At 53.0% G+C, this 13,838-nt stretch carries 14 protein-coding genes; 5 read left to right on the forward strand and 9 right to left on the reverse strand.

What is annotated here, in order from left to right:
• Window positions 1-26 precede the first annotated feature (26 nt).
• Both QQZ17_RS08195 and QQZ17_RS08200 read right to left on the reverse strand, forming a co-directional pair.
• Complete coding sequence (locus QQZ17_RS08195; RefSeq protein WP_152401079.1) at window positions 27-413, reverse strand: type II toxin-antitoxin system VapC family toxin; 387 nt, start codon at window positions 411-413, stop codon at window positions 27-29.
• Window positions 413-652 carry a ribbon-helix-helix domain-containing protein gene (locus tag QQZ17_RS08200; RefSeq protein WP_152754542.1) on the reverse strand — a complete coding sequence of 80 codons (240 nt, stop codon included), beginning with the start codon at window positions 650-652 and terminating at the stop codon, window positions 413-415. Before QQZ17_RS08200 ends, QQZ17_RS08195 begins: the two co-directional genes overlap by 1 nt.
• 210 nt (window positions 653-862) lie before the next feature.
• On the opposite strand from QQZ17_RS08200, the gene QQZ17_RS08205 reads away from it, so the two are divergent.
• Window positions 863-1,795, forward strand: a complete 933-nt coding sequence (locus QQZ17_RS08205; protein WP_152401073.1) for an alpha/beta hydrolase — start codon at window positions 863-865, stop codon at window positions 1,793-1,795.
• A gap of 16 nt (window positions 1,796-1,811) precedes the next feature.
• Here QQZ17_RS08205 and fabY read toward each other — a convergent pair whose 3' ends face one another.
• The 7 genes from fabY to QQZ17_RS08240 all read right to left on the reverse strand — a co-directional run bounded on the left by fabY (window position 1,812) and on the right by QQZ17_RS08240 (window position 9,630).
• Window positions 1,812-2,753: a fatty acid biosynthesis protein FabY gene (fabY, locus tag QQZ17_RS08210; protein ID WP_152401071.1), complete on the reverse strand. Its 942-nt coding sequence runs from the start codon at window positions 2,751-2,753 to the stop codon at window positions 1,812-1,814.
• A 44-nt stretch (window positions 2,754-2,797) separates the two neighbouring features.
• Window positions 2,798-3,235, reverse strand: coding sequence for a D-aminoacyl-tRNA deacylase (gene dtd, locus QQZ17_RS08215; protein ID WP_152401068.1), 438 nt, complete (start codon window positions 3,233-3,235; stop codon window positions 2,798-2,800).
• A complete protein-coding gene (locus QQZ17_RS08220) occupies window positions 3,232-4,104 on the reverse strand; it encodes a virulence factor BrkB family protein (RefSeq protein ID WP_152401066.1) in 873 nt (290 codons plus the stop codon). The genes dtd and QQZ17_RS08220 overlap by 4 nt, the downstream gene beginning before the upstream one ends.
• The gene (gene yihX, locus QQZ17_RS08225; protein ID WP_152401064.1) at window positions 4,098-4,697 is read right to left on the reverse strand and encodes a glucose-1-phosphatase; all 600 of its coding nucleotides are present in this window, start codon (window positions 4,695-4,697) and stop codon (window positions 4,098-4,100) included. The genes QQZ17_RS08220 and yihX overlap by 7 nt, the downstream gene beginning before the upstream one ends.
• Window positions 4,698-4,839: 142 nt before the next feature.
• Window positions 4,840-7,461 carry an autotransporter outer membrane beta-barrel domain-containing protein gene (locus tag QQZ17_RS08230; protein WP_152401062.1) on the reverse strand — a complete coding sequence of 874 codons (2,622 nt, stop codon included), beginning with the start codon at window positions 7,459-7,461 and terminating at the stop codon, window positions 4,840-4,842.
• 436 nt (window positions 7,462-7,897) lie between these two features.
• A complete protein-coding gene (locus tag QQZ17_RS08235; protein ID WP_152401061.1) occupies window positions 7,898-8,701 on the reverse strand; it encodes a DeoR/GlpR family DNA-binding transcription regulator in 804 nt (267 codons plus the stop codon).
• Window positions 8,702-8,733: 32 nt separating this feature from the next.
• On the reverse strand, window positions 8,734-9,630 hold the full coding sequence (locus QQZ17_RS08240) for a sugar kinase (protein WP_152401059.1): 897 nt from the start codon (window positions 9,628-9,630) through the stop codon (window positions 8,734-8,736).
• A 166-nt stretch (window positions 9,631-9,796) separates the two neighbouring features.
• On the opposite strand from QQZ17_RS08240, the gene yihU reads away from it, so the two are divergent.
• The 4 genes from yihU to QQZ17_RS08260 all read left to right on the forward strand — a co-directional run bounded on the left by yihU (window position 9,797) and on the right by QQZ17_RS08260 (window position 13,824).
• Entirely contained in the window at window positions 9,797-10,687 is an 891-nt protein-coding gene (yihU, locus tag QQZ17_RS08245) for a sulfolactaldehyde 3-reductase (protein ID WP_152401057.1), read from the forward strand.
• Window positions 10,688-10,706: 19 nt separating this feature from the next.
• Entirely contained in the window at window positions 10,707-11,585 is an 879-nt protein-coding gene (gene yihT / locus QQZ17_RS08250) for a sulfofructosephosphate aldolase (RefSeq protein WP_152401055.1), read from the forward strand.
• Between the two features lie 20 nt (window positions 11,586-11,605).
• Entirely contained in the window at window positions 11,606-12,847 is a 1,242-nt protein-coding gene (gene yihS, locus QQZ17_RS08255; protein WP_152401052.1) for a sulfoquinovose isomerase, read from the forward strand.
• 86 nt (window positions 12,848-12,933) lie between these two features.
• Window positions 12,934-13,824 carry an aldose-1-epimerase gene (locus tag QQZ17_RS08260; RefSeq protein ID WP_152401050.1) on the forward strand — a complete coding sequence of 297 codons (891 nt, stop codon included), beginning with the start codon at window positions 12,934-12,936 and terminating at the stop codon, window positions 13,822-13,824.
• Window positions 13,825-13,838 lie beyond the last annotated feature (14 nt).

Raw genomic sequence — 13,838 nt, forward strand, 5'->3', positions numbered from 1 at the left:
CTTTAACACGTGAGGCCGGACGGTGCTTACCGTCCGGCCTGCAACTGATAAGGCGTGATGACGCCAGGGATCCCTGCAAAATCTCGGGTGTTGCGCGTCACAAGTGCAAACCGATGAATCTGCGCGGTGGCAAGAATGATTGCATCCGGAAGTTTCATCCCATATTCCTGCCTGAGATTCACGCTTCGCTCAGCAATTTCCTGTGAAACGCCGATGATGTTGAACGCACTCAACGCCACGCGCGTACGATATTCCTGATGGTATTTTTTTGCTCCCACCATCACTTCCATCCAGGTGATCAGGCTGATGGCATTCTGCGGCGGATACGCGTCCAGTGCTCGCTGCGCTTCCTGGTGACCGCTAAATAAATCAATCAGGATATTGGTATCGAACAGCACGGGTTTCTTGTGCATTACCATTCTTCGCGCAACTTCTTCTGATACTCAACGCCATCTTCTTCACAGCCTTGCCAGATTCCTAGCGCATTGGAAATCATGGTTTCAGCCTGGCCTTGCCTTTCAAGGTACTGTTCCACTGCTTCGCGCAGCAACTCCGCACGCGGCAGATTCCGCAGTTGCTTGAGATCATCAAGGCGTTTGATCGCCTCATCCGATAAGTCGAGTAATATTCTGCCCATGTCCATTCCAGCCATTGTGTTCACATATACCTCCAGTATATCAGTGGCGAATATTTTTCAAACAACATACACCGTCGACAAGCAGGAAAAAAGTGATCCCCACAGTGACTTTTCCTTTTGCGAGGCGCTTTCCAGAATTTCACCCTGACCAAAATCCACCATTCTCTTTCACGAAAAACCAGGTTATAACACTGTATATTCATACAGATTTAAGGGATTAAGAAAATGGCGCTTGAAAACGGCATCGCACAACAGGTCGAGGAATTCATCGCAGCGGGGCGCCCATCAGCGCGTCGGCAAAGTATTGATGACCGGAGGGCGGGCTATATCGCGAGTACCGTGCTGGCCGGAGAGACTGAAACGCGTGTAGAGGTCAGCGATGTTGAGCTGGAGGGGATGACGTTGCGCGTCGTATCACCGCGCCACGCGTCAGGCTCCCTGCCCTGTGTTATCTACTACCACGGCGGCTGTTTCGTGAGCGGCGGATACGCCACCCACGATAATCAGTTGCGGCAGTTAGCGTATATCAGCGGTTGCCGGGTTATTGCCGTGCAGTACCGCCTCGCGCCTGAACACACGTTTCCGGCAGCGCATGACGATGCCGAAAAAGGGGCCAACCTGATCTGGCAATACGCAGAACAACTTGGCGTTGAACGCGAGCGCATCACGCTTGCCGGGGACAGTGCGGGCGGACACCTGGCGCTGGTAACGGCATTGCGCCTGAAGGCTGCGACGCAATGGCAGCCAACACAACTGGTACTGATCTACCCGATGCTTGACGCGACCGCAAAATGTGAAAGCTATATCCGCAATGGTCTGGACTACATCATTACCCGCGATACGCTGCTTACCGGATATGAGATGTATTTGCCCCATACTGAACGCCAACACCCCGAAGCCAGCCCACTCTGGCGAGACGATCTCAGCGGCTTACCGCCCACGCACATCATCACCGCTGAATTTGATCCGCTGCGCGACGAAGGTGAACTTTTGTATCACCGACTTACGACACAAGGCGTCGATTGCACCTGCCAGCGCTATCTCGGCGTGATTCACGGTTTTTTCCAGCTAGCTGGCATCAGCCATGCGGCGCGCAGCGCAATGCAGGATATTGCCTGGCGGATTGGTATTCAGCGCACAAAAAACGTTATCAAATAAAGAGGGGGGTTTCCCCCTACTCTTCTTCGTTTCCGCCTTCTTCATAGGCGCCAAACGGTCTGGCGGGCAGGACAATGTAGGTACCTTCAAAAATGGCGCCGGTGGTCTCGTCACCTGATAGCTCCACCAGCAACTGGACACGCGCCTTTTTCCCCCGCGCCAGACGGTCAAGATCGCCGCTCAGAGAGCCGAGATCGGCAACCGCTGCGGGCCTGCCGCTAATCGGTTTGCTATAGCGGATATGGGCATCGGCCAGAATAATCGTGCCCCCGAGATGGCGCTCGCGCAGCATCAGCCAGATAAGCCCCCAACCGGTCAGCGTGGCCAGTGAAAACAGGCTCCCGGCAAACAGCGTGTGGTGCGGATTTTGATTGCCCGTCTCTGGCATCGTGGTAATAAATTTCTGCCCGGTGTACTGCTGAATGCGCACACCCATCTTCTCGCTCAGCGGGATGTGTTCATACCACGCTTGCTGCAGTTGTCCGCACCAGTCGCCGCGATGCAAGATGTCATCGAGCGAGGCAACCGGTTTGATCATCAAAAAGTGGCGAACCGGCGTGGTTTGTGGCGTGGTGATTTCACCCTGATTGACAAACCCAAGTTTGGCGAAGAATTCAACCGCATCTTCCCGTGCGCTACAGGTCACCCGTTTGACGCCTTCCTGACGCGCGACGGACTCCAGCGTCATCGCCATCAGCGTACCCAACCCCTTCTCCTGCACGGTCGGATCGACGGCCATGAAGCGGATAGAAGCCTCATTATCGGCATTGATGTACAAACGCCCGACGGCCACCAGATTCCCCTCTTCATCCACCACCATCTGGTGATGCGCCATCGCGTCCCAGGCATCACGCTCGGACCCCTTCGGCTGATGCAGCGGCTTGCGCAGCATCTCCCAGCGAAACTGATAGTAACGCTCTAATTCTTCTTCTGTTTGCGGTACTCGAAGGTGATACATAGCTGTACTCTCTCTTGTTACCCGCGGCCACGCCGGAAGCTGATTCATATCTGTAACCAGAACGTCACGGGGCCATCATTCACCAGCGCAACCTGCATATCCGCAGCGAAGCGTCCGGTCTGCGTGTTCATTTCCTGTTGGCGGCAGCGTTCGACGAAATAGTCGTACAGGGCTTCCGCCCGCTCCGGCGTCGCCCCTTTAGAAAACCCCGGACGCATGCCGCGTTCGGTATCCGCCGCCAGCGTAAATTGTGACACCACCAGCACGCTCCCGCCCGCCTGTTGCACGTTCAGGTTCATCTTGCCTTCGGCATCGCTAAAAATACGGTAGCCGAGCACGCGTTCGCACAGGCGATTCGCTTTCTGCTCGTCGTCATCCTTTTCGACACCCAACAACACTAAAAGTCCTGAGCCAATTTCACCCGTCACTTCGTCCTCCACGGTGACGCTGGCACGGGTTACGCGCTGAATTAATGCAATCATGGTTGGTCTGCTTCTTCTTGTTCTGCGGCTTGTTTAAGTTTGCGGTATTCCCCGAGAGTGACAGTTATTTCCGCGCCAAGCAAGACGATACACCACGTCCAGTACACCCAGACAAACAAAATGGGCACCACCGCTAATACGCCGTAAATAAGCTGATATGACGGGAACATGGTGATATAAAGCGCGAAACCTTTCTTTCCTGCTTCGAACAGTACCGCAGCAACAAAGGCGCCGACAATCGCATCACGATTCGGTACGCGCGTGGTCGGCACCACGCTGTAGAGGAGCCAGAATGAGAGCCAGGAGAGGATCAGCGGAAAGAGGCGCAATACATCATCGATGACCGTATTGAGATCGCTGGCCCAACGTAATGAGAGGAGATACGAACTGATCGCCAGGCTGGCCCCTGCCAGCAATGGCCCTAGCGTCAAAATCATCCAGTACACGGCAAAGGAGTACACTTTTGGCCGCACGCGCGTACTGCGCCAGATAGTATTCAGCGCGCTATCAATGGCATACATCAACAACAGCGCGGTAACGATTAACCCGCAGGCCCCCACCGCCGTCATTTTGTTGGAGTTGGCGACAAACTGCTCGATGTAGCGTTGGATCACATCACCGGTTGCCGGGATGAAGTTGGCAAAGATAAAGTGGCGCAGCTGGACACTGACATCAGAAAACATCGGAAAAGCGGCGAAAAGTGCAAATACGACGGCGATCAGCGGCACTAATGAGAGCAGCGAAACATAGGCAAGATTCCCTGCCAGCGTCGTCATGTTGTCCTCATCAATGCGCTTGTAGAGGAGTTTCAGCCAGGCCCATATCGGTCGGGTATGATGCCTGGCTTTTTGATGTACCGTTTTTAGCATAACAGCTTCGCGAAATAATCCGGGATGACGGTTTTATCGGTCACCAGAATGCTGGTTATCCCCAACTGGTTGGCCCCTTCTATATTATCGACGTTGTCGTCAAAAAAGACCGTATCGCTCGCTGAAAAACCCTCTTGCTGTAGAACATGCTGATAAATCCGCGTCTCCGGCTTTCGCATACCCAGATCCTGCGACAGATAAATATGATCCGCCGCCCGGCGAATCTCCGGATATTCGTCTGGCCAAAATGTTGTATGCAGCCGGTTGGTATTCGACAGGACGACCACGCGATGTCCCTGTTCACGCAGTTTCTGCATGATGTCGATAACCTCAGGTCGCAGCGCGACAAAAACGGCCTGCCAGCCGTGAGAAAACTGCTCGTAGCTCAGCGACAGATCCATCTCATGGCAAAGGGCCTCGGCAAACGCTTCGTCGGTGATTTCGCCTCGTTCGTGCTGATGGAAGGCCTCACCCATCGTAAAACTTTGCTTTAACGACGCCAGCGGCACACGGCTCAGATCGCTCCAGGTACCTAATACGCGGTTGAAGTCGATATCGACAATCACATTTCCTAAATCAAAGATATAGAGCATGTCCCTCTCCTTACTTGCCGTGGATGAATAACTGTAGCGGGAAAGGGACGTTTTGACTATGTGCCCGTCAGGGAAAGATGACGGAAAAAAAGGCGATGCCCTTACAGCATCGCCTTGTTCTGGTGTGATATTTATCGGTTTCTTAGAAGCTGTATTTCACCCCGAGCATCGCGGAGGTATCGCTGTAGCTGTTGTCGCCGACCTGCTGCGAAACGTTACCCCACACCTGCAGACGTGGATTGATCTGCCCTTCCATACCCACTTTCAGCTCACCAATGTTACGCGTCCCGCTGATTTCATCCTTGATGGAGCCCATCTGTACGGTCTGGTTATTGGTGTTGTGGATCCAGTTCGCTTCAATAAACGGTTGGAAATCACGGCCTTTATCGGCATCTTTCTCCGCGTGACCTTTCAGGTAAGCACGAACGCCAAGGCGCGTCATCAGGTTACCGTCAGTCTTGTCTTTCACCTGAGTCCCGTTGTGTTCACGGTGTGAATCAGCCTGCACGTCCATCCAGATAACCTGCGCTTTCGGTTGGATCCAGTAGGTTTTATTTTCACTTTCCCCGACCAGGAAGCTATAACCGCCTTCAACAGACGCCGTGATACCGTCGGATTTGTAGTTTTCACTGGCCAGATGATCGCCGCGCACGGTGTTATCAAACCAGTTGTACAGCACCCAACTGTCCAGATAGGTCCCGGTCTTATCCGCTTCGTTTGCATACCAGGTGGCATACAGACCCACGCTGTAACCGTCTACCTGTCCACGGGACGCATAGCCCGTGTAGCTGTTATGGGTTTTACTTTTCTGGTTGGCATAACCCGCCATGGCACCCAGATGCCAGCGATCGAGGCCGTCGCTGCTCCACTGCGCCAGATCGCCACCTAACTGCAGAACATAACGGTTAGCGGTGGTTTTCAGCTGTCCGCTGCCGTCAGTGAAGCGATTATGGCCACCTACATTACGCATCCACATGGTGGTGACTTTTTCTTCGCCGGTCAGCATGTCGGTATACTGCGTCTCACCCAGACGGTCGTGCAGACGGGTGATAAACAGGGTATTGGCCGCATAGTTGTTCGCCAGGTAGCTCCCAAATTCAGGGCGATACTGGTGCTCTGTAGAGGGCGGTGTTGGCACTGGCGGTCCAGGAGGATCCTCTGGGTCTGGCTGCGCGGGATCGGGTTCTGGCTCGGTTGGCGGTGGTGGCGGCGGCGGTGGCGGATCCACCGGTGACAGTTCGCTTGTCAGATACCAGTCACTGGCTTTTTTCACCACGTCATAGTCATACGCGCCGGCAACGATACGCCCTGATTTCGTAAAGGTACCGTCAGAGTTCCCGGCAACTTCAACGATTTTAATCCCGTCGACAGTCAGTTCACCGGCACCACCAATGTTGTTGATGCCCACTTTGGTATTGCCAGAGGTATCGCCCTGGACGACGAGTTTATCCGTCAGGGAAGTATCGCCTTCCAGCACCGTGTTCAGCACTAACAGTGCGTTGGTACCGATATAGTTGCCCACAACAGTCAGCGTTTTGAAGGTGGTTGCATCGTCGCGAGAAACGCCGTCAGGGCTGTAGCGCAGCGTGGCTTGATCCAGCGTCAGGTTAGAAACGACGGAGTTTCCGGTCATTTTCCATTCGCTGCTGGCCCCTTTCATATCCAGATTAATGGTTGCACGATAAGAAGCCGTGTTTTCCAGTTGTGAAGAGTTGGCGCTACCGACGAATTGGCTACCGTCATCCATGGTCAGGTCAATAACGCCGCTTGAACGCGCGTACAGATTACCTTTAATGTCATAGACGCCTGAAGCTGCAGTATCTGTTGCCTTATCCCAGGAGCGAATGAGCGCTTTACTTTGATAGGCATACATCGCGTAAGCGTTGTTGCCTGTAGCATCAATAGCCGTGTTTCCCCCCAGATTCACCGTGGCGAAATCACTACTGGCGGAAGCATAGATGCCATGCGCCCCACTATTAGTGGTAGTAACATCCAGGTTATTGAGGTTAACTTCACCTTTTCTCCCGGCGTAAACCCCATAAGCATTTGTACCGGAAGTCGTAATGGTTGTGGTTCCACCGATTGTGACATCGGCGATCCCCGCAGCGCTACCGAATAGGTCACCGAGGTCTTTACCCGCATAAATCCCGTATCCGGAGTTCATGCCACCGCTACCGCGAGTAACAATATCAGCATCGCCGTGAACAATGATTGAAGAGTACGCGCTTGTGTTTGCTCTGGAGATATTGGCACGCAGCCCCATGCCGTCTGAAGCGTCGACAGAAACATTGCCGCTAACTTCGACAACAGAATAAGCACTTGAAAGCTCACGACCGAGGTTTATCCCATCAGAACTCGTTCCGGTCGTCGTAATGGTAATATTTTCTGCTTCTAATCGACCGCCGGCGTTTTTAGAGTGGATCCCATCCGCTTCCGAGCCAGTCGTGTTAATGACCAGATTTTTAAATTTATAACCCGTACTATCAAGGTATACACCCCAACCTTGCAAAGGCGTGGTTATGCCATTCTGGCTTGTATTAATTAAGACTTCGTCAAATGACGTGTAGTCGCGGCTATTTGACAACAGCGGGTTACCATTATAGTAAATCGTCTGATCGTCACAGAAAAATTGGGCCGTAGTCGTGTAACTACATCCCGCAGCAATCGCTTGTCCGCTTAGGCTCCCCAGAGCCAGCGCACTCGCGATACAGAGTGCCAATTTACCTGGTGAGGGTGTTTTGCATTTCATTTTTTGTGTTTTCATAGGAATACCTTTTCCGTACCACTCTTTTTCGGATAAGAGCATAAAAGACGCGGCAAAAAATAATTTAATTAAAAGGCAAAGCGGGTCTGTTCATCTTTAAAAATTAAAGATTCACTTACCTTAAAATTACTAAATTTTTCCTTTGCGCGATTAATACAATTATTCAAATATCATGTCAACGGGGCTTCAGTTGACGGAAAAAGCAAATTAATAAAAGGCCATCAATTTATTCGCACTATTCCTGGGTGTTTTTTTAAACAGATAAAAAAATGAATGCAGAAGGTTAAAAAGGCTTATAAATCAAGAAGAATTAAAGGCACTTATTGATAAATTACGCAGGCTTTAGGAATTTTACACATCATACCAGGATGTTTAGCTATTTCTATTTTTTGTGATAAGAACCGCCTGAAACGACGGTTTATTCAAAAGGGGACTGTTACGCAGAAACACTATCATCCTGGTCTGGGCTCACCTGTACAATCTCCACCTGATTAGACTGGAGAAGCGTATGGAGCGCCGGACCGGGAAGTTCATCCGTAAACAATGCGGTAACGGAAGAGATATTGCCAATTTCAACCGCTGCTGAGGCGTGGTATTTAGTATGGTCGGCAGCAAGCAGAATATGCCTGGAGTGGGCCATCATGGTCTTCACCACGCTGGCTTCATTGACGTCAAATTCTAACATCGCCCCATCACTTTCTATCGCCCCCACGCTGGTGACGAGGTAGTCCGCCCGGAAATCGCCGACAAACGCGGTCGCAGAAGGACCAATAATACCGCTGTTATGTGGCCGCAGCGTTCCACCGGGAACCATCACTTCGAAGCGGGGATTGTTATAGAGAATATGCGCAACCCGTAGGCTGTTGGTGATGATGCGCAGATGATTGTGGTTCAACAATGCCCGCGCCACCTGCTCCACGGTGGTACCAATGGTGATGAACACCGTTGAACCATCCGGAATATAGTCTGCCACCGCTTCCGCGATGGCTTTTTTCTCTTGCGTCCATGAAACTTCACGTTGCTCAAAGGCAGTATTCACGACGCTGGACGCGCGACCGGCACCCCCGTGATGACGGGTGATCAACCCCTGCTCGCTTAATTTACGAATATCACGACGCACCGTTTGTGTGGAGACATCCAGTAAAGCCGCCAGTTCATCAATGTTCATATACCCGCGCTCACCTATGAGCGACAGCAACTGATCGTGCCGTGGGTTACCGGTCAGTTCGGTAAAACTCATGAAAATTCCTCAAAAAACCATTGCCCTGCATTTTATACAAAAAGTGACAGAAAAGATCGGGTTTGATCACAGTCAGGGATTCCTGCGCGCCCACCGGGTCGGGTGCATTTTAGCGCTGCAACGCCGCTGGCGAATCTGACAGCGTCTTTTAGTTCGCTTCCTGATGCAAGGCTGAATGCCAGCGCACCGTGAAAAACATCGCCTGCCCCGGTCGTATCCACCACATCCACCGTAAAACCGGCCTGGTGTTGCAGCATGCCATCTTCTATCCAGTAACACCCTTCGCGACCCTGCGTGACGTAGACATGTCCATTTGTGATCGTTTGTGATTGTTTTAATGCGCTGGCGACCTCACTGATACCGGTCAGACGCGCCAAACCTGGGGCCGAAAATGCGGCATGATCGCTTAATGCCACCAGCTCGCTAATGTCCTGCGGCGTCACATCACCATCCAGCAGCGTTTTCACGCCCGCCTGACGCGCCAGCGTAAATGCCTGTTTTGCCCCTTCATGCCAGCGGACGTCCGCCAGTACCACATCCCACTGGGAAAAGTCGATGTCGTTAAGCCAGTCTGCCTCCGCCAGCAGATCGGGGCTCGGGAAATTGACGATAATTCGCTCCCCGTGAGCGTCGACCGTAATGGCCGACTGTGACGACTTCGCGCCGGCATAGCGCCGGGTGTAGCGGGTATTGACCCCCAGGGATTCCAGCTCCGACAGCAGACGGTTTCCGGTGTCGTCATCACCCACGCGGCCAATAAAGTCTACCTGCGCACCTAACTTCGCCGCCGCCACCGCGGCTGTCGCGGCCGGCCCACCGCCGACCTCGGTATAGCGATGCGCCACATATTTACCGCCTTCTGTCGGTAACGTTTCTACGTAATAGATGCGATCCAGCACGGTAATACCTACACAAGCAATACGAATCATGGTCGTTCCTTAAGCATGTTGGGATGAGGTTATTTTAATTTCACTAAATGTTTAAAAAGTGACGGCTGTCAATTTTTTGACCATAAATTACAAATACGATCAAAAACAGACAAAAACAACCGATCTGAAATGACAAAAAATGACATCACCGTCTCAGGAGAACGATATGGCAGTAATAGCATTTATCGGATTAGGGCAGATGGGCTCCCCGATGGCGAGCAACCTGCTCAGGCAGGGTCACCAACTCAGCGTTTTTGACGTTAACGCCGATGCCGTACAACGTCTGGTCGAAAAAGGGGCGCAACCCGCTTGCTCTCCAGCACAGGCCGCGCAAGGCGCTGAGTTTGTCATCACGATGCTGCCCAATGGCGATCTGGTTCGCCGCGTGTTGTTGGGTGAAGACGGTGTTTGCGAAAGCCTCTCCCCGCAGGCGCTGGTGATCGATATGTCAACCATCCATCCCTTGCAGACCGACAAATTGATCGCCGAACTGCATGCCAAAGGTTTCGCCATGATGGATGTACCGGTCGGGCGGACCTCCGATCACGCCGTTGCTGGCACATTGCTATTGCTGGTAGGCGGCACGCCGAACCAGGTCGAGCGCGCCACGCCGGTGCTGATGGCGATGGGGAATGAGTTGATTAACGCCGGCGGTCCGGGAATGGGGATCCGCGTGAAGTTGATTAACAACTACATGAGCATCGCGCTAAATGCCCTGTCAGCCGAAGCCGCCGTACTGTGTGAAGCACTGGGCCTTTCCTTCGATGTAGCGCTACAGGTCATGAGCGGGACGCCTGCCGGAAAAGGCCACTTCACCACCTCGTGGCCGAACAAAGTGCTGAAGGGCGATCTTTCACCGGCCTTCATGATCGACCTGGCCCATAAAGATCTTGGTATCGCGCTGGATGTCGCCAATCAACTGCACGTTCCTATGCCGCTCGGCGCGGCGTCCAGGGAAGTTTATAACCAGGCGCGAGCCGCTGGCCGTGGGCGGGAAGACTGGACCGCCATTCTCGAACAGGTTCGCACTACTGCCGGACTGAAAAACCACCATTGACAGGTAAAAGGACTGAAGAATGACCACGTACACCCTGAAAGATATCACCCGACCTTCCGGCGGTTTCGCCATGCTGGCCGTTGACCAGCGTGAAGCGATGCGCCTGATGTTTGCCGCAGCAGGCGCGCCAACGCCGGTCACCGATCAACATCTCACGGATTTCAAAGTCAATGCTGCAAAAATTCTCTCGCCGTATGCCTCCGCGATCCTGCTGGACCAACAGTTCTGTTACCGCCAGGCAGTGGAGCAAAAAGCCGTCGCCAAAAGCTGCGGCATGATTGTCGCCGCCGACGCCTTCATCCCGGGCAACGGCATTCCCGTCGATAGCGTGGTGATTGATAAAAGCATCAATCCGCAGGCCGTCAAGCAGGATGGTGCGAAAGCCTTAAAGCTGCTGGTGCTTTGGCGCAGTGATGAAGACGCGCAGCAACGTCTGGCGATGGTGAAAGAGTTCAATACGTTGTGCCATGCCAATGGCCTGTTGAGCATCATCGAACCGGTGGTCCGCCCGCCCCGTCGCGGAGATAACTTCGATCGCGAACAGGCAATTATCGATGCCGCCAAAGAATTGGGCGACAGCGGCGCCGATCTCTACAAGGTTGAAATGCCACTGCACGGTAAAGGCACACAGCAAGCCCTGCTCAGTGCCTCTCAGCACCTGAACGAACACATCAACATGCCGTGGGTCATTCTCTCTTCCGGCGTTGACGAAAAGCTGTTTCCACGTGCGGTCAGCGTCGCGATGAGCGCAGGCGCTTCCGGCTTCCTGGCCGGTCGTGCGGTCTGGTCTTCAGTGGTTGGCCTGCCGGACAGCGAGCTGATGCTGCGAGATGTTTCTGCACCTAAATTGCAACGCTTAGGTGAAATTGTCGATGAAATGATGGCCCGCCGCCGTTAATACGATACGAGGAGCAAAGAATGAAATGGTTTAACACAATGAGCCACAACCGCTGGCTGGAACAAGAAACTGACCGCATCTTCAATTTTGGTAAGAATGCGGCGGTACCAACCGGATTCGGCTGGCTGGGTAACAAGGGACAAATCAAAGAAGAGATGGGCACGCATCTGTGGATCACCGCACGCATGCTGCACGTCTATTCCGTTGCCGCCGCGATGGGCAGACCGGGCGCCTACGCCCTGGTCGATCACGGCATCAATGCCATGAACGGCGCGCTGCGGGACAAAAAATACGGTGGCTGGTACGCCTGTGTGAATGACGAAGGCGTTGTGGATGCGTCCAAGCAGGGATACCAACACTTTTTTGCGCTACTGGGCGCTGCCAGCGCGGTCACTACCGGACATCCTGAGGCCAGGAAACTGCTCGATTACACCATTGAAGTTATTGAGAAATACTTCTGGAGTGAAGAAGAGCAAATGTGTCTGGAATCCTGGGATGAGGCGTTCAGCAAAACCGAAGACTATCGCGGCGGCAATGCCAATATGCACGCCGTCGAAGCCTTCCTGATTGTTTACGACGTCACCCATGACAAAAAATGGCTGGATCGTGCTATCCGCATTGCCTCGGTCATCATTCACGATGTCGCCCGCAAAGGGGAATACCGCGTCAATGAGCATTTCGACGTGAACTGGAACCCGGTCCGCGATTACAACAAAGACAACCCTGCCCACCGTTTCCGTGCCTATGGCGGCACCCCAGGCCACTGGATTGAATGGGGCCGCCTGATGCTGCACATCCACGCCGCGTTAGAAGCTCGATGCGAACAGCCTCCTGCCTGGTTGCTGGAAGACGCGAAAGGTCTCTTCCACGCCACCATTCGTGATGCCTGGGCACCCGATGGGGCTGACGGCATCGTGTACACCGTTGGCTGGGATGGCAAACCCATTGTTCGTGAACGTGTGCGCTGGCCCATTGTGGAAGCGATGGGCACTGCCTATGCGCTGTATACAGTAACGGGCGATCGCCAGTACGAAACCTGGTATCAGACATGGTGGGACTACTGCATTAAATACCTGATGGATTACGAAAATGGCTCCTGGTGGCAGGAACTGGATGCGGACAACAAGGTCACCACTCGGGTGTGGGATGGTAAGCAGGATATTTATCACCTGTTGCACTGTCTGGTCATTCCGCGCATCCCGTTAGCGCCAGGTCTGGCACCTGCCGTTGCAGCGGGCCTGTTGGATATTAATGCGAAATAAATCCGCCTGAGAAATACGGCATAGCAACATGCGAACGTTGCCTGTGCCGTTGTTCACGAAGGGGCTCTCATAGACAGGTGATATATATGCAAAGTAGTGGGAATACGATTTTACTCGCTGCGGGTGATTACCGGGCGCAGATTGTTTCTGTCGGTGCAGGTCTTGCCGAACTGACCTGGCAGGGCAAACATCTGGTCATACCGCATAACCCAGAAGAGATGCCGCTGGCTCATCTGGGCAAGGTGTTGATCCCCTGGCCTAATCGTATTGCCAACGGTTGCTATCAGTATGAGGGGCAGGACTACCAGTTACCGATCAATGAGCACAGTTCTCAGGCCGCCATTCACGGCCTGCTCGCCTGGCGCGACTGGCAGATTGAGGCGTTAACGGCGACAAGGGCCACTCTGACGCTGTTTTTACCGCCCAGCTATGGTTACCCCTTCACGTTGATGTCTCAGGTTATCTACTCACTGGATGCTGAGACGGGGCTTTCGGTCACCATCGTCAGTAAAAACAGGGGTAAACAACCTGCACCCTACGGCGTCGGGATCCACCCCTATTTAACCTGCAACTTAGCGCCTGTTGATGACTGTATGCTGCACCTTCCGGCGAAGCAGGTTTTTGCCGTCGATGCCCAGGCGAACCCCACGACGTTATATCCCGTTGAAGAAATGGATTTGGACTACTCCATTCTGCGTGCCGTCGGTGATAAACAAATCGATCATACCTTCAGAACTCACGGTAATCCGTGGGAAATGCAGATGATTCATCAACAACAGGCACTGTCTGTCAGTCTATTTTCCGATCAGCCGTGGTTACAGGTTTACAGTGGTGAAAAATTAAACCGTCAGGGATTAGCGGTCGAACCTATGAGTTGTCCGCCAAATGCGTTTAACTCTGGAACAGATTTAATATTACTCAAACCAGAAGAACAACATCAGTTATTTTTTAATATTCGAGGAAAAACAGCAGTGTAATAACGCATTTAATG

Source organism: Citrobacter sp. T1.2D-1 (assembly GCF_950098555.1).
Taxonomy (GTDB): domain Bacteria; phylum Pseudomonadota; class Gammaproteobacteria; order Enterobacterales; family Enterobacteriaceae; genus Citrobacter_A; species Citrobacter_A telavivensis.

Bases quoted from the DNA above. Each gene is read 5' to 3' on its own strand.
- QQZ17_RS08195 (WP_152401079.1), bottom strand. From the start codon at position 413: ATGCACAAGAAACCCGTGCTGTTCGATACCAATATCCTGATTGATTTA.
- QQZ17_RS08220 (WP_152401066.1), bottom strand. From the start codon at position 4,104: ATGCTAAAAACGGTACATCAAAAAGCCAGGCATCATACCCGACCGATA.
- dtd (WP_152401068.1), bottom strand. From the start codon at position 3,235: ATGATTGCATTAATTCAGCGCGTAACCCGTGCCAGCGTCACCGTGGAG.
- QQZ17_RS08200 (WP_152754542.1), bottom strand. From the start codon at position 652: ATGGCTGGAATGGACATGGGCAGAATATTACTCGACTTATCGGATGAG.
- QQZ17_RS08260 (WP_152401050.1), top strand. From the start codon at position 12,934: ATGCAAAGTAGTGGGAATACGATTTTACTCGCTGCGGGTGATTACCGG.
- QQZ17_RS08240 (WP_152401059.1), bottom strand. From the start codon at position 9,630: ATGATTCGTATTGCTTGTGTAGGTATTACCGTGCTGGATCGCATCTAT.
- fabY (WP_152401071.1), bottom strand. From the start codon at position 2,753: ATGTATCACCTTCGAGTACCGCAAACAGAAGAAGAATTAGAGCGTTAC.
- yihS (WP_152401052.1), top strand. From the start codon at position 11,606: ATGAAATGGTTTAACACAATGAGCCACAACCGCTGGCTGGAACAAGAA.
- yihX (WP_152401064.1), bottom strand. From the start codon at position 4,697: ATGCTCTATATCTTTGATTTAGGAAATGTGATTGTCGATATCGACTTC.
- QQZ17_RS08235 (WP_152401061.1), bottom strand. From the start codon at position 8,701: ATGAGTTTTACCGAACTGACCGGTAACCCACGGCACGATCAGTTGCTG.
- QQZ17_RS08205 (WP_152401073.1), top strand. From the start codon at position 863: ATGGCGCTTGAAAACGGCATCGCACAACAGGTCGAGGAATTCATCGCA.
- yihU (WP_152401057.1), top strand. From the start codon at position 9,797: ATGGCAGTAATAGCATTTATCGGATTAGGGCAGATGGGCTCCCCGATG.
- yihT (WP_152401055.1), top strand. From the start codon at position 10,707: ATGACCACGTACACCCTGAAAGATATCACCCGACCTTCCGGCGGTTTC.
- QQZ17_RS08230 (WP_152401062.1), bottom strand. From the start codon at position 7,461: ATGAAAACACAAAAAATGAAATGCAAAACACCCTCACCAGGTAAATTG.